Annotated in this window: 13 protein-coding genes and 2 tRNA genes; 10 read left to right on the top strand and 5 right to left on the bottom strand. The window is 74.0% G+C overall.

All coding sequences use genetic code 11. The annotated features are described in order from the left end of the window. Positions 1–88 precede the first annotated feature (88 nt). Both ACIBTU_RS04095 and ACIBTU_RS04090 read right to left on the bottom strand, forming a co-directional pair. A complete protein-coding gene (locus tag ACIBTU_RS04095) occupies positions 89–4,345 on the bottom strand; it encodes a PAS domain-containing protein (protein ID WP_399124324.1) in 4,257 nt (1,418 codons plus the stop codon). A gap of 204 nt (positions 4,346–4,549) precedes the next feature. Continuing rightward, positions 4,550–5,086, bottom strand: a complete 537-nt coding sequence (locus tag ACIBTU_RS04090) for an SSI family serine proteinase inhibitor (RefSeq protein WP_399124323.1) — start codon at positions 5,084–5,086, stop codon at positions 4,550–4,552. 159 nt (positions 5,087–5,245) lie between these two features. Here ACIBTU_RS04090 and ACIBTU_RS04085 point away from each other — a divergent pair. Together ACIBTU_RS04085 and ACIBTU_RS04080 are read left to right on the top strand one after the other, a co-directional pair. Beyond that, positions 5,246–5,336: transfer RNA gene (locus ACIBTU_RS04085), tRNA-Ser, on the top strand. 231 nt (positions 5,337–5,567) lie between these two features. After that, positions 5,568–5,640 (top strand) — tRNA-Arg (locus ACIBTU_RS04080). A 45-nt stretch (positions 5,641–5,685) separates the two neighbouring features. Here the strand turns inward: ACIBTU_RS04080 and ACIBTU_RS04075 are convergent. Continuing rightward, complete coding sequence (locus ACIBTU_RS04075; protein ID WP_399124322.1) at positions 5,686–6,891, bottom strand: NAD(P)/FAD-dependent oxidoreductase; 1,206 nt, start codon at positions 6,889–6,891, stop codon at positions 5,686–5,688. Between the two features lie 92 nt (positions 6,892–6,983). Continuing rightward, positions 6,984–7,937, bottom strand: a complete 954-nt coding sequence (gene sigJ, locus ACIBTU_RS04070; protein ID WP_399124321.1) for an RNA polymerase sigma factor SigJ — start codon at positions 7,935–7,937, stop codon at positions 6,984–6,986. Between the two features lie 91 nt (positions 7,938–8,028). Here sigJ and ACIBTU_RS04065 point away from each other — a divergent pair, with 91 nt between their 5' ends. The 7 genes from ACIBTU_RS04065 (at position 8,029) to ACIBTU_RS04035 (ending at position 16,288) form a co-directional block, all read left to right on the top strand. After that, positions 8,029–8,898, top strand: coding sequence for a DUF2797 domain-containing protein (locus ACIBTU_RS04065; protein ID WP_399124320.1), 870 nt, complete (start codon positions 8,029–8,031; stop codon positions 8,896–8,898). Between the two features lie 133 nt (positions 8,899–9,031). Beyond that, a complete protein-coding gene (locus ACIBTU_RS04060) occupies positions 9,032–9,391 on the top strand; it encodes an antibiotic biosynthesis monooxygenase family protein (RefSeq protein WP_399124319.1) in 360 nt (119 codons plus the stop codon). After that, positions 9,372–10,277, top strand: coding sequence for an amidohydrolase family protein (locus ACIBTU_RS04055; RefSeq protein ID WP_399124318.1), 906 nt, complete (start codon positions 9,372–9,374; stop codon positions 10,275–10,277). Before ACIBTU_RS04060 ends, ACIBTU_RS04055 begins: the two co-directional genes overlap by 20 nt. A 149-nt stretch (positions 10,278–10,426) precedes the next feature. Then, positions 10,427–11,176, top strand: a complete 750-nt coding sequence (locus ACIBTU_RS04050; protein ID WP_399124317.1) for a response regulator transcription factor — start codon at positions 10,427–10,429, stop codon at positions 11,174–11,176. Beyond that, entirely contained in the window at positions 11,173–12,774 is a 1,602-nt protein-coding gene (locus ACIBTU_RS04045; RefSeq protein WP_399124316.1) for an ATP-binding protein, read from the top strand. The genes ACIBTU_RS04050 and ACIBTU_RS04045 overlap by 4 nt, the downstream gene beginning before the upstream one ends. A 26-nt stretch (positions 12,775–12,800) precedes the next feature. After that, positions 12,801–14,117, top strand: a complete 1,317-nt coding sequence (locus tag ACIBTU_RS04040) for a glycosyltransferase (RefSeq protein WP_399124315.1) — start codon at positions 12,801–12,803, stop codon at positions 14,115–14,117. Beyond that, positions 14,114–16,288 (top strand): ArnT family glycosyltransferase, encoded by a 2,175-nt coding sequence (locus tag ACIBTU_RS04035; protein ID WP_399124314.1) that lies wholly within the window; start codon positions 14,114–14,116, stop codon positions 16,286–16,288. The genes ACIBTU_RS04040 and ACIBTU_RS04035 overlap by 4 nt, the downstream gene beginning before the upstream one ends. An 18-nt stretch (positions 16,289–16,306) precedes the next feature. On the opposite strand, the gene ACIBTU_RS04030 is transcribed toward ACIBTU_RS04035, so the two are convergent. Next, complete coding sequence (locus tag ACIBTU_RS04030; RefSeq protein ID WP_399124313.1) at positions 16,307–17,173, bottom strand: endonuclease/exonuclease/phosphatase family protein; 867 nt, start codon at positions 17,171–17,173, stop codon at positions 16,307–16,309. A gap of 148 nt (positions 17,174–17,321) precedes the next feature. On the opposite strand from ACIBTU_RS04030, the gene ACIBTU_RS04025 reads away from it, so the two are divergent. Beyond that, positions 17,322–18,857, top strand: coding sequence for an MFS transporter (locus ACIBTU_RS04025; protein ID WP_399124312.1), 1,536 nt, complete (start codon positions 17,322–17,324; stop codon positions 18,855–18,857). The last annotated feature ends 48 nt before the right edge of the window (positions 18,858–18,905 follow it).

Raw genomic sequence — 18,905 nt, 5'->3', positions numbered from 1 at the left:
GTGAAACAGGGGCGGCCCCGCCTCGGGGCCGCCCCTGTTCCGTGCTCGCTCACGGGATCTTCAGCCGGTCCGCCGGCCCGCCGGTCCGTCAGTTAGTGCCGATCTTCGCCAGCAGGTCCACGATCCGGCCCTGCACCTCGTCGCTCGTCGACCGCTCCGCGAGGAACAGCACCGTCTCCCCCGCCGCCAGGCGCGGCAGGTCCGCCTCGTCGACGGCGGCGGTGTAGACGACGAGCGGCGTGCGGTTCAACTGCCCGTTCGCCCGCAGCCAGTCGATGATGCCCGCGCGCCGGCGGCGCACCTGGAGCAGATCCATGACGACCAGGTTGGGCCGCATCTGGCCCGCCAGCGTCACCGCGTCCGCGTCGCTCGCGGCCCGCGCCACCTGCATCCCGCGCCGCTCCAGCGTGGCCGTCAGCGCGAGCGCGATCTCCTCGTGCTCCTCGATGAGCAGGACCCGCGGCGGGTGCTGCTCACTGTCGCGCGGAGCCAGCGCCTTCAGGAGCACGGCCGGATCGGCACCGTACGCGGCTTCGCGCGTCGCCTGTCCGAGGCCCGCCGTCACCAGGACCGGCACCTCGGCGGCGACGGCGGCCTGACGCAGGGACTGGAGCGCGGTCCGGGTGATAGGCCCGGTCAGCGGGTCCACGAACAGTGCGGCGGGGAACGCCGCGATCTGCGCGTCGACCTCCTCGCGCGAGTGCACGGTCACCGGGCGGTAGCCGCGGTCGCTGAGCGCCTGCTGGGTCGTCACGTCCGGGGCGGGCCACACCAGGAGACGGCGCGGGTTGTCGAGGGGCTCCGGGGGCAGCTCGTCGTCCATGGGCTGCGGCTGCGGCCGGTTGGCGATCTCCACGGCACCGCCGGGACCGTCGAGCGGCTCGGGGCCCTCCGCGGCGTTCTGGTCGGGGGCGCCGATCGCGTAGGAACGGCCCGCGCCCTCCGAGGCGTTCGGGGACAGCCGGGGCGGCTGCGGGTGCGGGCGGGCGGCGCCCGGAGCGGGGGCCGCGGCCGGTGCCGGTGCGGGGGCCGCCGGGGTGGCCGTGCCCTGCGCGGGCGTCTGCGCACCGGTGGCCTCGGGCTGCTCCTGCCGGGTCGACAGCTTGCGCCGCCGGCCCGAACCGCTCGTCGTGCCACCGCCCTGCGAGTGACCGTCCGCCGGCTGCGGCACGCCCTGCGGCGGGGTCGCCCCGGCCTGCGCGGGCGCCTGCGGCGGCACGGATCCGGGGATCGGGCCCGGCGTCTGACCGCGACGCTGCTGCTCGGCGATCTGACGCCCGAACGGCACGCCCTGCCCGAGCGTGCGCACGCTGAAGGCCCGGCCCTGCGTCGAGTTCGTGTCACCCGCAGGGGGCTGCGGGGCCTCCGCGGGCAGCGGCTGGGCGGCCCGCGCCTGCTGCTGCGCCTGCTGCTGTGTCTGCGGCTGAGGAGCCGGCATGCCCCGGGCGGGCGTCGGCTGGGCCGGGTGCGGCTGCGGCGGGGTGTGGTCCTGGGCCGGGTCCGGCTCGGCCGACGCGTGCTGCTGGGGCTCGTCCGCGCCGGGCTGGGCGACCTGCGCGCCGCCATCGGCACCGGCCCCGCCGACGTCCTCGTAGTCGTCGTCGCCGTCGTCCTCGAACTGCATGGGGGCCACGGTCGGGGCTGCGACCGGCGCCGGAGCGGGTGCCGCAGCGCCTTCCGAGGGATCGTCCTGCGGCGCCGCGGCGGGCACGGACGGAACGACGAACGGCACCTGTTCGGGCACGGATGCCTGAGGCTGAGCGGGCTGGGGCTGAACGGGCTGAGGCTGAGCGGGCTGAGGCATCGGCCGCGGCGTGCGGTCGGCCTCCGCCGGGGGCAGCGCGAACGCCTCCCGCGGCTGCGGCGAGGGGGCCGCCGCCTGCGTGGTGCCGAGCGCGCGCCGCGCTCGCCGCCCGGAAGACTGCGCCGCGGCACCGGCATCGGCCGGCACCGGCTCGTTCGCCCCCGCTCCGGGGGCTTCGTGCGCGGACGCCGACGGCAGCGCGGGCAGCGCCCGCTGCTCCTGGTCCACGGCCCGCCGGGCCCGCCGCCCGGTCGGCGCAGGCACGCCCTGCGGCGGCACCGTGTCGCCGAGAGCCGGGGCGCCCGCCGCGTGTTCGGCCGAGGTCACGACGGCACCCTGGGCCGCCGCGGGCTCCACCGCGCCGCCGCCGTCGGCGGAACGCGCGCGCCGCCGCCCGGTACCGGTGGACGGTGCGCCGGAATCCGTAGGACCGACAGGGGCGTCCTGCACCGGAGCCTGCGCCGCGGGCAGCTCGGGACGCCCGGCGCCGCCGGAGTCACCGGCCTCGACGGGCACGTCACCCCGAAGCGCGACACCGGACCCGACCGACGCCTCCGCACCGGAGGAAACCTCGGCACCGGCCGCCGGCTCCTCGGCCGCCCGCCGCCCGCGCCGCCGGCCCGTACCGCCACTGGCGGCGGGCGGCTCGGCGAGCCCGCTCTCCAGGAACGCGTCCACCGACGGCCCGGAGGCCCGGCGCGCACGGCGGCGCCCACCCCGCGTGGCCTGCGCCGGCACGTCCTGCGTGGCATCGGCCTCCGGCGCGACGGCGGACGGCTCGGAAACCGGCGCGGGAGCGGCCGGAACCACCCCGGCCCCGCCCCCGATCGGCACCTCGAGGACGTACGCGCTGCCGCTCATGCCCGGCACCTCGTGCGTCTGCAGCACGCCGCCGTGCGCCCGCACGATGCCCCGGACGATCGGCTCGTGCACCGGGTCGCCGCCCGAGTAGGGGCCGCGCACCTCGATGCGGACGCTGTCCCCGCGCTGGGCCGCGGCCACCACGACGGTGGAGTCGACGTAACCGGCGCCCGCCACGGCCCGCGAGTTGCCCGTCGCGTCGATCCCGGCCACATCGGCGATCAGATGGGCGAGCGCGGTCGCGAGGCGCCGCGCGTCGACCTCGGCCTCGATCGGCGGCGCGTGCACGGCGAACTGGACCCGGCCGGGACCGATCAGCTCGACGGCCCCGTCGACACCGGCCGCCACGACGGCGTCCAGCATCGCGGGCACACGGGCGAGCTTCTCGTCGTCGGTGTCGAGGAGCTGGTACGCCAGCACGTTGTCGACCAGCGTCGTCATGCGGGAGTAGCCGGCCGACAGGTGGTGGAGCACCTGGTTGGCCTCGGGCCACAGCTGCCCGGCGTCGTCCGCCGCGAGCTGCCCGAGCTCTCGGCGCAGCTCCTCCAGCGGACCGCGCAGGGACTGGTCGAGGACGGCGAGCAGCTGCGCGTGACGGGCCGCCAGCGCCTCGAACCGGTCCTTCTCGCGCTCGGCGAACGCGGCGCCGCGCTCCCGCTCGGCCGACAGCTCCTCCGCGTGCTGCTCGCGCGTGGCGGCCAGCTCCCCGGTCAGGTCCTCGCGGACGGAGGCGAGCTCGGCGGTCAGCTCCTCGCGCACCCGCTCCAGCTCCGCGGCGCGCTCCTCGCGCTCCTTCTCGGCGGCCGCGTCGCGTCGCGCCAGCTCGTCGGCGTGCTCGGTGACGAGATCGTCGAAGGGGCGGCGGTCGGTGAACGTCATCACCGCGCCGACCAGTTGGTCCCCGTCCCGCACGGGCGCCGTCGTCATGTCGACGGGCACCTTCTCGCCGCTCTTCGACCACAGGACCTGCCCGCGCACGCGGTGCTTGCGCCCGGAGCGCAGCGTGTCGGCGAGCGGCGACTCCTCGTACGGGAACGTGTCGCCGTCGGCGCGCGAGTGCAGGACGAGGGTGTGCAGCTCCTTGCCGCCGAGATCGCTGGCGCGGAAGCCGAGGATCTGCGCGGCGGCCGGGTTGACCAGAACGATGCGGCCGTCGGTGTCGGTGCCGACGACGCCCTCGGCCGCGGCCCGCAGGATCATCTCGGTCTGCCGCTGCGAGCGGGCCAGTTCGGCCTCGGTGTCGAGGGTGCCGGAGAGGTCGCGCACGACGAGCATGAGCAGCTCGGACCCGCTGTAGCCGCCGCCACCGAGCCCGCCGGAGCCGTAGGGGTCCACCGCGTCACGCGCGCCGTCGGCCAGATTCGCGGAGGTGACCTCGACCGGGAACTCGCTGCCGTCGGTGCGACGGGCGATCATCCGGGTCGGCTTCGTGCGCCCGCGCTCGTCGGTCGCGGTGTCCGGACGGCGCATCGAGCCGGGGATCAGCCGCGAGTCGAACTCCGGCAGCAGATCGAGCAGTCCGCGCCCGACGAGCGCGGTGCCCGGGGCCTCAAATGCCTCAAGTGCGATCGAATTGGCGTTGACGACGGTCCCGTTGGTGTTGACCAGCACCAACGCGTCCGGCAGTGCGTCGAGTATGGCTGCGAGGCGAGCAGCGCCTCGGGATGGCCTGCTGCTCACGACGACGCTTCCTCCCTGATGTACCGCTATACCGCGACCCGTCCACCGCACGGGCCCTCTTTGCCCCGCGGCGCGCGACGTGTCTCGGGAGGGAGTCTACGGGCAGTGGTTGCGCTCGCGACGCCGGATGAGAGGGAGCCCACGTAGAGGATGTGGGGATCCCGGGCGCGCCGGGTCATGACGCTGTGACCGATGGACCCTGGGTCACTGCGCGGTTGCGGGCAGCACGGGGCTCAGCTGCTGCCACCGGGCGATCTGGCAGCCGTCCGCCAGGCTGTACGAGGCGTCGACCGCGCGGCCGTGCCAGGTGCCGGTGATGTGCGCGGTGGCGGGGCCGCCGTACTGCATCGTGCAGAGCTGGTCCTTGGGCGCGGGTGCGAACGGGTCCTGTCCCTCGTTCCCGATCTCGTCGAGCCGCGCGCAGGCCGCGGCCGCGTCCGGGTGCGTGCCGCCGGCCGGGGCGCAGCGCAGCTCGTACGTTCCGTCGTTGCCGTTGCCCGAGTCGGCGACCGTGAGCGTCAGCTTGTCGGGAGAGGGGGCGGGGGCCGGGCTCTTCGGGAGGAGACCGTCGAGCAGGCCGACCGGGCCGGGGGCGGTGCGGATGGGGCCGGTGTCGGCGTGGGCGGCGGCGGGCAGCGAGGCGCCGAGGGCCGCGGCGGAGGCGGCGGCGGTGAGCAGCAGCCGGGCCGCGGTGCGGGTCGGCGACGCGGAGGCACGGGAGGAGAAACGACGCAGCAACATGCCGTGTCTAACGCCCGGACCGCCACGACGTTGCGCGCCGCGCGGGGGCTTTGCCCTCTGGCCTGCCCTCCTAGTACCGTGGGGGGCGATTGGTGACGCGCCCTGAGCTGTGTCATCATCTGCACGCAACTCGACGCGCTCGCGCGGAGGGTTTGTGCTGGAGGCGTCGCCTAGTCCGGTCTATGGCGCCGCACTGCTAATGCGGTTTGGGCCTTAAAGCCCATCGAGGGTTCAAATCCCTCCGCCTCCGCAGCAAGATCCGAAGCCCCGGTCCACCAGGACCGGGGCTTCGCTGTTTCTGGGGTGTCCGGAGGGCTCGCGGGGTCGCGTCGGTCGTCTGGGCTCAGCGGCCGTCAGGGACGTTTTCGCAGGTCACAAGGGGTGAGCCCAATGGATTTCACATGACGGCGGCAGTCATGTAATGTTCTTCCTGTCGCCGGGACAGGCCGAAAGGCCGGGAACGGAGACGACAACAAAACAAGCACTCGTAGCTTAACGGATAGAGCATCTGACTACGGATCAGAAGGTTGCAGGTTCGAATCCTGCCGAGTGCACATCGAGCGAGAGGCCCCGGACGAGAGTCCGGGGCCTCTCGCGTTTCAGGCCGTGGCCCCGGCCGGCTCCGGGGTCGCGGTCCGGACGGAGTCGGTGACGCGGCGGCGGCGGGTCGGGAGGCCCATGGTCGGGTTGGCGACGCCCCAGGCCGCGCCCTTGCAGATCAGTTCCTTGTAGAAGGCGGCGAGGCGGCCGGTCAGGGCCGCGTCGACCGCGCGGTCGTCGGCGGTGACGTACTGGATCAGGCCTTCCTTGCGGCCCAGCGAGATGCACTGGTTGAAGTAGCGCAGCGGGGCGTGCGGGAGCTTGTTGCCGGTGAGGCGGGCGGCGATCGAGTCGGCGGCCTGCCAGGCGGTCGGGGTGCCGGAGGCGCAGGACATGCGCAGCGGCTTGTCGCCGGCGCCCATGGCGAGGGCGGCGTCGCCGATCGCGTACACGTCGAGGTGGGAGACCGAGCGCATCGTGCCGTCGACGACGATCTGGCCGGTGTCGCCCAGCTCCAGGGTGGTGGCGCGGGCGAGCGGGTGGACGGCGAAGCCGGTCGTCCAGACCGTGACGTCCGAGGGGAGCGCGGGTCCGGCGGCGGTGGTGACCGTGTCGGGGCCGACCTCGGTGACGGCGGTGTTCTCGTGCACGGTGATGCCGAGTCCGGCGCAGACCTTGCGCAGGTGGCGGCGGCCCTTGGGGGAGAGCCAGTCGCCGAGTTCGCCGCGGGCGGCCAGGGCGACGGACAGGTCCGGGCGGGACTCGGCGATCTCCGTGGCGGCCTCCAGGCCGGTCAGGCCGCCGCCGACGACGGTGACCGTCCCTCCGGCGGGCAGTGCGGCCAGGCGCTCGCGCAGCCGGAGTGCGCCGGGGCGGCTCGCGATCTGGTGGGCGTGCTCGGTGGTGCCGGGGACGTCGTGGGTGTTCCAGGCGCTGCCGAGGGCGTAGACGAGGGTGTCGTAGGCGAGTTCCTCGGGGGCCGCGCCGTCCGCGGTGACCGTGACGGCCTTGCGGTCGACGTCGATGTCGGTGACCTTCGCGAGCTTCAGGGCGACGCCGGTGCCCGCGAACATCTCGGCGAAGGGGCGGGGCGTCAGGTCCTGGCCGGCCGCCAGCTGGTGCATGCGGACGCGCTCGACGAAGTCGGGCTCCGCGTTGACGAGGGTGATCGACACGTCGTCGCGGTGCAGGCGCTTGGCCAGGCGGCCCGCGGCGATGGCTCCGGTGTATCCGGCCCCGAGAACGATGATCCGGTGCTGCTGCATGTCCAGCTCCTGTCTGTGACGGTGTCGCCCCTTGAACCGGGCAGCCCGTCGATTCCTGACAGGAGTGCGATGTGACCTGAGTCACAGCCTGGCTAGAAGGCTGTGATCAGGGGTTCTCCGTGGTCCGTGGCGGTCCAGACGCGGGTCGCGCGCTCCAGCTTGTCGGGGTTCACCTGGCTGCGGACGGCCGCGACGTGCCCGTCGGCGAGCTCCAGGCACATGACGCCGATAACGCGGCCGTCGACGACCGCCACGACCGCGGGGCTGCCGTTGGCCGTCGTCGCGTAGATGTCGGCCGGGCCGCCGGTGATGGCCCGCTTGGCCTTGCCCGGCTTGAACAGGCCGCGCATGAACGTGGCCACGGCCTTCGCTCCCTCGAACGCGCTGGCGCGGGCCGGCACCTTCCCGCCGCCGTCGCCGATCGCGATCGCGTCCGAGGTGAGGAGCTTGACGAGGGGTTCGGTGCGGCCGCTCGTGGCGGCGGCCAGGAACTCCTCGACGATGCGCTGGGCGGTCGCCTCGTCGATCTCGGTGCGGGGCGCGCGGGGCGTGCCGTCGGCGACGTGCTTCTTCGCCCGGTGCAGGATCTGCTGGCTGGACGACTCGCTGATGTCGAGGATCTCGGCGATCTCCCGGTGCGGGTAGTCGAAGGCCTCGCGCAGCACGTACACGGCCCGCTCGCTCGGCGTGAGCCGCTCCAGGAGCGTGAGGACGGCGTACGAGACGGACTCGCGCCGCTCGGCGGTGTCGGCGGGGCCGAGCATCGGGTCGCCGGGGAGCAGCGGCTCGGGCAGCCACTGGCCGACGTAGGTCTCGCGGCGGGCGCGCGCGGACGTCAGCTGGTTGAGGCACAGGTTCGTGAGGACCTTGGTGAGCCAGGCCTCGGGGACCTCGATGTGTCCGGGGTCGGCGGCCTGCCAGCGCAGATACGTGTCCTGCACGGCGTCCTCGGCCTCGCTCGCGGAGCCGAGGAGGCGGTACGCGATGGCCTGCAGGCGGGGCCTCGCGGCCTCGAAGCGGTCCACGTCGTTCAGGCTCACGGACATGGTCCGGATCCTAGTCGGCGCCGACGCGAGCGGCCCGGGGATTGTCAGTGGCGTGCGCCATCCTGGCCGTATGACGTGGTGGTGCACGGGGATGCGGTGGGCTGCGGACGGGCCGGAGTTCGGGTGGTGGTCGGGGGCGGCGTCGGGGGCGACGGCGGAGCGGGCGGGCGCGGTGCGGTTCGGGGAGCGGGTGGCGTTCCGGGTCTGCGGGCCGCGCCGGTGTCTCGGGGTGTGGCGGGGCGGGCGGCGCACGCCGTGTCCGGGGCGGGACGTGGTGCCGGAGCGGGGGACGCGGGCGCAGTGCGCGGAGTGCGCGGGGATCGACCGGGCGCGGTCGGTCGCGGCGGACACGCTGGCCGATGATCCGCGGCCGTACCGGGTGTATCTGGCCTGGTTCGGGGAGGGGCTGGTGAAGGTGGGGATCACGCGGGCCGACCGGGGCGGGGCGCGGCTCCTGGAGCAGGGGGCGGTGGCGTTCACCTGGCTCGGGGAGGGGCCGCTGATGGCCGCGCGGCGGGCGGAGGAGCTGCTGCGGGTCGGGCTCGGGGTGCCGGACCGGATCCCGTACGCGAAGAAGCGCCTGGTGCGGGTGGGGCTCGGGGGGCCCGAGCAGAGAGGGGCGGAGCTGGCGCGGGCGCATGCGGTGGCCGGGGAGCTGGAGGGGTGGCCGGAGTCCTTGGAGCGGGTGCCGTGCCGGGTGGTGGATCACGCGGGGGTGTTCGGGCTCGCGGCGGTCGACGGGCTGGACGGGGTCGTGGGCGGGGTGGTCGAGGGGGCGGTGGTGGCGGGGGTCGTGGTGGCCGTCGCCGGGCCGGATCTGCATCTGGTGGAGGCGGGCGGGAGACGGCTCGCCGTGGACACGCGGGGGTTGGCGGGGTGGCCGTTGGAAGGGGTCGGGGCGGATGCGGTCGCGGAGGTGGCGGTCCGGGAGGTCCGCGGGGTTCAAGGGGGGCTGTTCTGAGGGTGGCCGGGGGCGGGGCTCGGGGCGGTCGACGGGTCTGAGGGCCCGGGTCGGGAGACCGGGAGGTCAAGGGATGGATCCCGTTCGGTAAGGAGTGTGGACACGGGACGGGGGGAGCGGTGACCGTGGGGGCATGAGTGATCACCGTCATGGGAACAGCCCCGCCGGCCCGTTGCCGGCCTTCGAACCCCCGTACCAGATGGTCGTGTTCACCTCGACCCGGACCGAGGGAGATCGCGGCTACGGCGCCACCGCGGACCGCATGGACGAGCTCGTGAAGGAGCTCCCGGGCTATCTCGGGCACGAGTCCGCGCGGACCCCGGGCGGACTCGGGATCACGGTCTCCTACTTCCGCGACGCCGCCGCGATCGAGGAGTGGCGGTCCGTGGGCGAGCACCGCGGCGCGCAGAAGCAGGGCCGCGCCGACTGGTACGAGGAGTACACGGTGCACGTGGGCGAGGTCGTGCGCAGCCATGGATGGAAGCGTGACTGAGCCGGGGGCGGGCGAAGCCGCCCAGGTCGCCGCGTTCCGGGAGCGGCACGGGCTGCCCGCGCTCGTCGACGTGCACACGCACTTCATGCCGGACCGGGTGCTGCGCAAGGTGTGGGCGTACTTCGACTCGGCGGGTCCGCTGACCGGCTCCCCGTGGCCGATCACGTACCGCGAGGAGGAGGACCGGCGGCTCGCGCGGCTGCGGGAGTTCGGGGTGCGCGCGTTCACGTCGATGCTCTATCCGCACAAGGCGGGGATGGCGCAGTGGCTCAACGGCTGGTCGGCGGAGTTCGCCGCCCGCACGCCGGACTGCCTGCACACGGCGACGTTCTTCCCCGAGCCGGGCGCCGAGGCGTATGTGCGGCGCGCGGTCGAGGACGGGGCGCGGATCTTCAAGGCGCATGTGCAGGTGGGCGCGTACGACCCGGCCGATCCGCTGCTCGACCCCGTGTGGGGGCTGCTCGCCGAGGCCGGGGTGCCGGTGGTGACGCACTGCGGTTCGGGTCCTGCGCCCGGCAAGCACACCGGGCCCGAGCCGATCGCGAAGGTCCTGGAGCGGCATCCGCGGCTGCCGCTGGTGGTCGCGCATCTGGGGATGCCGGAGTACACCGAGTTCCTGGACCTGGCCGAGCGGTACGGGGAGGTGCGGCTCGACACCACGATGGCGTTCACGGACTTCTGCGAGGAGCGCATGCCGCTCCCCGTGCGGGAGCGGGCCCGGCTCGCGGATCTCGGGGACCGGGTGCTGCTCGGCACGGACTTCCCGAACATCCCGTACCCGTACGTGCACCAGCTGGAGGCGATCGAGCGGCTGGGGCTCGGCAGCGCGTGGGTGCGGGCTGTGTGCCACGACAACGGGGCGAAGCTGTTCCTCGATCGCACCTGACGCACCTGATGCACCTGACGCACCTGATGCACTGACGCACCTGCGCCGTCCGCGGAGCTGTAGGTCTCCTGAGAGCCCGCTGTGCGTTTCTCAGGGTTTTCACAGGTTCAGGAAAGGGGCTTCTCAGAGGGCGGTCGCAGGGTGGTGCCATGACCACAGCCGCGCCCCAGGGGCGAACCGAACTGCTCAGGCCGGACGGCAGGCCCGTCCGGGTGCTCGTGGTGGACGACGAACAGTCCATCACCGAGCTGTTGTCGATGGCGCTGCGCTACGAGGGCTGGCAGATCAGGTCGGCGGGCGACGGGGCCGGGGCCGTGCGCAGCGCGCGGGAGTTCCGGCCCGACGCCGTCGTGCTGGACATGATGCTGCCGGACATGGACGGGCTGAGCGTGCTCGGCCGGCTGCGCCGCGAGCTGCCGCACGTGCCGGTGCTGTTCCTGACGGCGAAGGACGCGGTCGAGGACCGGATCGCGGGGCTCACGGCGGGCGGCGACGACTACGTCACCAAGCCGTTCAGCCTGGAGGAGGTGGTCGCGCGGCTGCGCGGTCTGATCCGCAGGACCGGTACGGCCGAGCGGCACAGCGACTCCGTGCTCGTCGTGGGCGACCTGTCGCTCGACGAGGACAGCCACGACGTCGAGCGCGGCGGCACCCACATCCACCTCACCGCCACCGAGTTCGAACTGCTGCGCTTCCTGATGCGCAATCCGCGCCGCGTGCTCAGCAAGGCGCAGATCCTGGACCGGGTCTGGAGCTACGACTTCGGCGGCCGGGCCAACGTGGTCGAGCTGTACATCTCGTACCTGCGGCGCAAGATCGACGCCGGGCGCGAGCCGATGATCCACACCCGGCGCGGCGCCGGGTACCTGATCAAGCCCGCAGCGACGCCGGTGCCGTGAGGCGGGTCCGCGCGCCGCGCGTCAGGACCCTGCGGACCCGGCTCGTCGTCACCGCCGTCGGCCTGATCGCGCTGGTCGCCGTGGTGATCGGCACGGTGACGACGCTGGCTCTGCACACGTATCTGTACGAGCAGCTGGACGGCAAGGTCGACCAGGTCGTGCACATGGCCCGGCGCGGCGACGGGCCCGGCGTAGAAGGCGGCGGCCGGGAGCCCGGGACGGACGCGCGGGCGAGCGACCTGGCGTTCCTGGGCCTGCCGGGCCCCGGCGGCGGCGACACCGTGGGCGCGCTGGTCGACGCCGACGGCTCCCTCACCAAGGCTGAGCGCTCCGAGCAGGACTCCCCCACCCGCACCACCGAGCTGACCGGCGCCCAGGCGGACGCCCTCGCCTCGGTCCCCCGCGACGGCCGTGCGCACAGCGTTGCCCTGCCCGGCCTCGGCGACTACCGCGTCCAGTCGAGCGGGGACGGCAGCCTGCTCGTCGGCCTCCCCTCCACGGACATCGACGCGACCCTGAACCGGCTCGTCCTCATCGAGGCGTCCGTGACCGGCGCGGGCCTGCTCGCGGCCGGGGTGACGGGCGCCGTCATGGTCGGCGTCGCGCTGCGCCCGCTGCGCCGGGTCGCCGCGACCGCCACCCGCGTCGCCGAACTCCCCCTGCACAGCGGCGAGGTGGCCCTCCACGAGCGCGTCCCGGACACCGAGGCCGACCCGCGTTCGGAGGTCGGCCAGGTCGGCGCCGCGCTCAACCGGATGCTCGACCACGTGCACGGCGCGCTGGAGGCACGGCAGCAGAGCGAGACCCGGGTGCGCCGGTTCGTCGCGGACGCCAGCCACGAGCTGCGCACCCCGCTCGCCTCCATCCGGGGCTACGCCGAACTGACCCGGCGCGGCCCCGAGCCGACCGGCCCCGACACCCGGCACGCGCTCGGCCGCATCGAGTCCGAGGCCCACCGCATGACGGGTCTGGTCGAGGACCTGCTGCTGCTCGCCCGGCTCGACACGGGCCGGCCCCTCTCCTACGCGCCGACGGATCTGTCGCCGCTGGTCGTGGACGCGGTCGCCGACGCCCGCGCCGCCGGGCCGGAGCACGTCTGGCGGCTCGACCTGCCCGACGAACCGGCCGCCGTGCTCGCCGACCCCGCCCGCCTGCACCAGGTCCTCGTCAACCTGCTGGCCAACGCCCGTACGCACACCCCGCCCGGCACCACGGTCACCACGCGTGTGCACCGGCGCGGGCCGTGGGTCCGCCTCGACGTGCGGGACGACGGGCCGGGCATCCCGGCGGAGCTGCTGCCGCACGTCTTCGAGCGGTTCGCGCGCGGCGACTCCTCGCGCTCCCGCACGGCGGGCTCCACGGGGCTCGGGCTCGCCATCGTGCACGCGGTCGTGGCCGCGCACGGTGGCGCCGTGACCGTGGAATCGGCCCCGGGCCGCACCGTGTTCACCGTCCACCTCCCGGCCCGGACCGAGCAGGACGGGCAGGACGGGCAGGACGGGCAGGACCGGCAGGACCAGGTTCAGGATCGGGCGCATCCGTACTCACAGGCGCAACCACACTCACAGGCGGGTCAAAGCCTCACCACACAGCCCTGACAGAGCAGTTGGCGACGGTCGGTGGCATGCGAACCGACTCTTCTGCGAGCACCGCTCCACCCGCCCCCGGGCCGGGGACGCTGCCGGCGCGGGAGCACCTTCCCGTCGGCAGCGGCGCCGTGCCGGTCCTGGACGTCGTCGTCCCCGTCTTCAACGAGGAGAAGGACCTCGACGCGTGTGTGCGGCGCCTGCACGCCCACCTGAACCGCACCTTCCCGTACCGCTTCCGGATCACGGTCGCGGACAACGCCTCCACGGACGCGACCCCGCAGGTCGCGCGGCGGCTGGCCGCCGAGCTGGCCGGCGTCGCCTCCGTACGCCTTGAGGAGAAGGGGCGCGGGCGGGCCCTGCGCGCCGTCTGGTCCGCGTCCGACGCACCCGTCCTCGCCTACATGGACGTCGACCTGTCCACCGACCTGAACGCGCTGCTCCCGCTGGTGGCGCCGCTGATCTCCGGGCACTCGGACCTCGCGATCGGCTCCCGGCTCTCCCGCGCGGCGCGCGTGGTTCGCGGCCCCAAGCGGGAGTTCGTGTCCCGCGCCTACAACCTGATCCTGCGCGGCTCGCTCCAGGCCCGCTTCTCCGACGCCCAGTGCGGCTTCAAGGCGATCCGGCGCGAGGTGGCGCAGGTGCTGCTGCCGCTGGTGGAGGACACCGGCTGGTTCTTCGACACGGAGCTGCTGGTGCTCGCCGAGCGGGCCGGGCTGCGGATCCACGAGGTGCCCGTCGACTGGGTCGACGACCCGCACTCCAGCGTCCACATCGTGCGGACGGCGACCGAGGACCTGAAGGGCGTGTGGCGGGTCGGCCGGGCGCTCGCCACCGGTTCCCTCCCCCTGGACCGTCTCGCGCGCCCCTTCGGCGACGATCCGCGCGACCGCCGACTGCCCGGCGTTCCCAAGGGACTTGCCCGGCAGCTCGTCGGCTTCTGCGTCGTCGGCGGCCTGTCGACGCTGCTGTATCTGCTGCTCTACACCGGCTTCCGTACGTTCTCGGGGGCGCAGACCGCCAACGCGCTCGCGCTGCTCGTCTCGGCGGTCGCCAACACCGCCGCCAACCGGAGGCTCACCTTCGGCGTCCGGGGCCGGGCGAACGCGGTGCGCCACCAGGCCCAGGGGATCGTCGTCTTCGGCATCGGATGGGTGCTGACCAGCGGTTCGCTGCTCGCGCTCGGTGCCGCGTCCGACGGCGGCGCCGCGCACTCCACCGAGCTGGCGGTGCTCATCGCCGCGAATCTCGCGGCCACCGTGCTGCGCTTCCTGCTGCTGCGCGCCTGGGTCTTCCCCGACCGAACCGACCGCACGGCCATGTCCTCCGAGCTCACCCACGGGAGCCGACGATGACCACCCACACCCCCACCGCCGAGCCCCTGACGACGCCCCTGACGGACCCGGACCCGGACCCGGCCCCGGACCCGGAGAACCGTCCCGCCGACGCCCGCTGGGTCCGCCCCGCGTTCCTGGCCCTCCTCCTCGTCATCGCCCTCGCCTACCTCTGGAACCTCTCCGCCTCCGGCTACGCCAACTCCTTCTACTCGGCCGCCGTCCAGGCGGGCAGCCAGAGCTGGAAGGCGTTCTTCTTCGGCTCGTCCGACGCCGCGAACGCGATCACCGTCGACAAACCCCCGGCCGCGCTGTGGTCGATAGGCCTCTCGGTGCGGCTCTTCGGGCTGAACTCCTGGGCGATCCTCGTGCCCGAGGTCCTGATGGGCGTGGCCACGGCGGCGGTCCTCTACGCGGCCGTGCGGCGCCGCTTCAGCGCGGCGGCGGGCCTGATCACGATGGCCGTGTTCGCCACGACGCCGGTCGCCGCGCTCATGTTCCGGTTCAACAACCCGGACGCGCTGCTCGCGCTCCTGATGACCGTCACGGTCTACTGCGTGCTGCGCGCGCTGGAGCGGGGGCGCACGAAGTGGCTGGTCCTGGCGGGCGCGGCGGTCGGTCTCGCCTTCCTCGCCAAGACGCTCCAGGCCTTCCTGATCCTGCCCCCGCTCGCTCTTCTCTACGGGATCTGCGCACCGGTGAGGCTGCGCCGCCGACTCGCCCAACTGGCCCTCTCCGGGCTCGTCATGACAGTTGCGGGCGGCTGGTGGGTGGCCGTCGTCGAACTCTGGCCCGCGGCCTCCCGCCCGTACATCGGCGGCTCGCAGAACAACTCGTTCCTGGAGCTGACCTTCGGCTACAACGGCCTGGGCCGGATCAACGGCGACGAGACCGGCTCCGTCGGCGGAGGCGGAGCCGGAGCCGGTGGCGGCGGTGACGGCGGTGGCATGGGCGGCGGCACCGGTCAGTGGGGCGAGACCGGTCTCGGCCGGATGTTCAACGCGGAGATCGGCGGCCAGATCGCCTGGCTGCTGCCCGCCGCGCTGATCCTGCTCGTCGCGGCCCTGGTCCTGACCCGGAAGGCCCGGCGCACGGACACCGCGCGCGCCGCGTTCCTCGCCTGGGGCGGCTCCCTGCTGATGACGGGTCTCGTCTTCAGCTTCATGGCCGGCATCTTCCACCAGTACTACACGGTGGCCCTGGCCCCGTACCTCGCCGCGGTGATCGGCATGGGCGCGGCCGTGCTGTGGGAGGAACGGGCCAGGCCCGTCTGGTCGGTCACGCTCGGCGCGGCCGTCGCGGTCACCGGGATCTGGGGCCACGTGCTGCTCGGCCGCACGCCCGACTACCTGCCGTGGCTGCGCTGGGCCGTGCTGATCGGCGGGCTCGCGGCGGGCCTGGGGCTCGCCCTGGCGGGCCGGTTCGGGCGCGGGCTCGCGCTCGGCGCCGCGGGGCTCGGCCTCGCCGCGTCGCTGGCCGCGCCGACCGCGTACACGCTCAGCACGCTGAACACGGGGCACACCGGGTCGATCGTCACGGCGGGCCCGGCCGGCGCGAGCATGATGGGCGGCCGCGGCGGTCCGGGCGGTGCCCCGGGCGGCGGCGATGGCGGTGGCGGGGGCGGTGCGATGCAGCCGCCCGGTGGCCGGACGCAGGGCAACGGGCCCGGCACCGGCAACGGCCCCGGCACCACCACGGGCAACGGCCCCGGCGGGCAGCAGCGCGGCGGCTTCCCCGGTGGCTTTCCCGGCGGAGCCACGGCCGAGGGCGGTCCCGGTGGCGGCGCGGGAGGCGGCGGCATGGGCGGTCTGCTCGACGGCGCCACGGTCGGCGCCAAAGCGAAGCGGCTGCTCCTGAAGGACGCCGACGCCTACACCTGGGCGGCCGCGGCCGTCGGCTCCCAGAACCAGGCGAGCTACCAACTGGCCACGGGCGTCCCGGTGATGGCCGTCGGCGGCTTCAACGGCACCGACCCGTCGCCCACCCTCGCCCAGTTCAAGAAGTACGTGGCGGAAGGAAAGATCCACTACTTCATCGGCGGAGGCACGGGCGGACGTATGGGCGGCGGCATGGGTGGCATGGGCTCCGGGGCGAGCTCCTCGTCCACGATCACGTCATGGGTCGAGCAGAACTTCGAGAAGGTGACGGCCGGAACGGCGACGTTCTACGACCTGACCCAGCCGAAGTCCTGATCCGGCAGCCCACGAGGTCTACCGGTCGAGCCGCACGTCGGCGACGACCGGCCGGTGGTCGGAGGCGGCCGCCTCCGCCGGGATCGTCACGTCCCGCACGCCGACGCCCTCGCCGACCGCGACGTAGTCGATCCGGTTGACGGGGGCGTTCGCCGGATACGTGCCGCCGGTCGCGGGCCCCGCGTCACGCAGTTCCCGCCACAGCGGGGCGAGTTCGGGCGCGGTCGGCGCCGCGTTGAAGTCCCCGAGCAGGACCTGGCGGGCGCCGGGCAGGGCCGCGCGCTCGGCGCCCATGATCCGGCGGGTGTCGGCGACCTGCGCGGTCCGCACGGACGGGTCGCCCCGGTAGTCGAGATGGGTGACGAACACCTGGAGCGGGACGCCCCGCACCTTGAGGGTGACCTCGCCGAAGCCGGGGGCCGGGGCCGGCACCGGGTTCGGGACCTGGGTGGAGAGCCGGGTGATGTCGTGGTTGACGGCGGAGCGGATCCGGTACCGGGACAGGACGGCGACCCCGAACTCGCGGCGCGGCTGTCCGGCCGCCGCCGGATCCAGGCTGTAGATCGGGGCGAACGCGACCCGCATCCGGAGCCGCTCGGCCAACTCCTGTGCCACGTCGCGCCCTTGGCTGCGAGCGCCCCAGTGGACGTCGACCTCCTGGAGGCCGATCACGTCGGCGTCGAGGGCGCGCAGCGCGGCGGCCTGCCGGTCGAGGTCGAAGACGTTGTCCTCCCCGGCCCCCGCGTGGATGTTGTACGTCGCGATGCGCAGCGGGACCGAGGGCGTTCCCGGCGTGTCTGCGGCGGCCGGTGCGGCTGCCGCGATGAGGCTCAACAGAGCGGCGGACAGGGCCATTTGGGGGAGCGCGCGAGCGCGATTCGGCATGCCGGAACGGTACGCCGAAAATGCCGTTGTACAGCGTACGAGCAATCCCTTACGGTGTATGGGAGACGGGTTCGAAGAGGCCCCGATCGACACCGACACCGATACCGACCGGACATCGACCCGGACACCGACACCGACAGGAGACCGAATGACGGCGACCACCGCCGAGAACCACAACGGCCCGGAGCAGCCGGAGCAGACGGCGCCCCCGGCCGGCGGCGGCCACCCCCAGCGCTGGCTGATCCTCGGGGTCATCTGCCTCGCCCAGCTGACCGTGCTGCTCGACAACACCGTGCTGAACGTCGCGATCCCCTCCCTCACCCGGGAGCTGGACGCGTCGACGGCCGACATCCAGTGGGTGATCAGCGCCTACTCGCTCGTCCAGTCGGGTCTGCTGCTCACCGCGGGCTCCAGCGCCGACCGCTACGGCCGCAAGAAGATGCTCGCGGCGGGACTCGTCCTGTTCGGCGTCGGCTCGCTGGTCGCGGGCCTCGCCGGCTCGACCGGCCAGCTGATCGCGGCGCGGGCCGGCATGGGCATCGGCGGCGCGCTGCTGATGACCACGACCCTGGCCGTCGTCGTGCAGATCTTCGACGACGCCGAGCGGGTCAAGGCGATCGGCCTGTGGGCGACCGTGAACTCGCTGGGCTTCGCCGTCGGCCCGCTGCTCGGCGGCGTGATGCTCGACCACTTCTGGTGGGGCGCGATCTTCCTGATCAACATCCCGGTCGCGGTCGTCGGCCTGATCGCTGTGATCGCGCTGGTCCCCGAGTCCAAGAACCCGCGCGGCGACCGCCCCGACCTGCTCGGCGCGCTCCTGTCCACCGTCGGCATGACCGGGATCGTCTACGCGATCATCTCGGGCCCCGACAAGGGCTGGACCTCCGGGCCGACGCTGACCTCGGCCGCGATCGGGCTCGTCGTCATGGCCGCGTTCGTGCTGTGGGAACTGCGCATCCCGTACCCGATGCTGGACATGCACTTCTTCCGGAACCAGAAGTTCACGGGTGCGGTGGCCGGCGCGATCCTCGTCGCGTTCGGCATGGGCGGCTCGCTCTTCCTGCTCACCCAGCACCTGCAGTTCGTGCTCGGGTACGGGCCGCTGGAGGCCGGACTGCGCACCGCCCCGCTCGCCCTCACCGTCGTCGCGCTCAACCTGACGGGCCTGGGCGCCAAGCTGCTGCCCAAGCTGGGCACGCCGCTGACCATCGCGGCGGGCATGACCTGCCTGGCGGCCGGTCTCGCGGCGATCGCGCTGCTGGGCGGCGACGCATATGGCGGGATGCTGGCGGGGCTGATCATCATGGGCGCGGGCATCGCCCTCGCCATGCCGGCGATGGCCAACGCGATCATGAGCGCGATCCCGCCGGAGAAGGCGGGCGTCGGCGCGGGGGTCAACGGCACGCTGGCCGAGTTCGGCAACGGCCTGGGGGTCGCGGTCCTCGGCGCGGTCCTCAACGCCCGCTTCGCGGCGCTCGTGCCCGTCGCCGCCGCCTCGCTCCCGGCGGCGCTCGCCGCCGCGGACTCGGCGCCGGAGAAGGCCCGGATCGCGGACGCGTTCTCCTCCGGTCTGGAGACCAGCCAACTGGTCGGGGCCGTGGCCGTACTCGTCGGCGGGCTTCTCGCCGCGGCGTTGCTGCGGCGGGCGGAGCGGGCAGAATCAGCGGTGCCGGCTTCCGCATAGCATCGGTGGACGGGCGGACCGGACCCGACGGTTCCGCCCGTCCGTCCG

Source organism: Streptomyces sp. NPDC050145 (assembly GCF_044460245.1).
In the GTDB taxonomy this organism is placed as follows: Bacteria; Actinomycetota; Actinomycetes; order Streptomycetales; family Streptomycetaceae; genus Streptomyces.
Note: the sequence above shows the minus strand (reverse complement) of the source record. Positions and strands in the feature narration are given on the sequence as shown.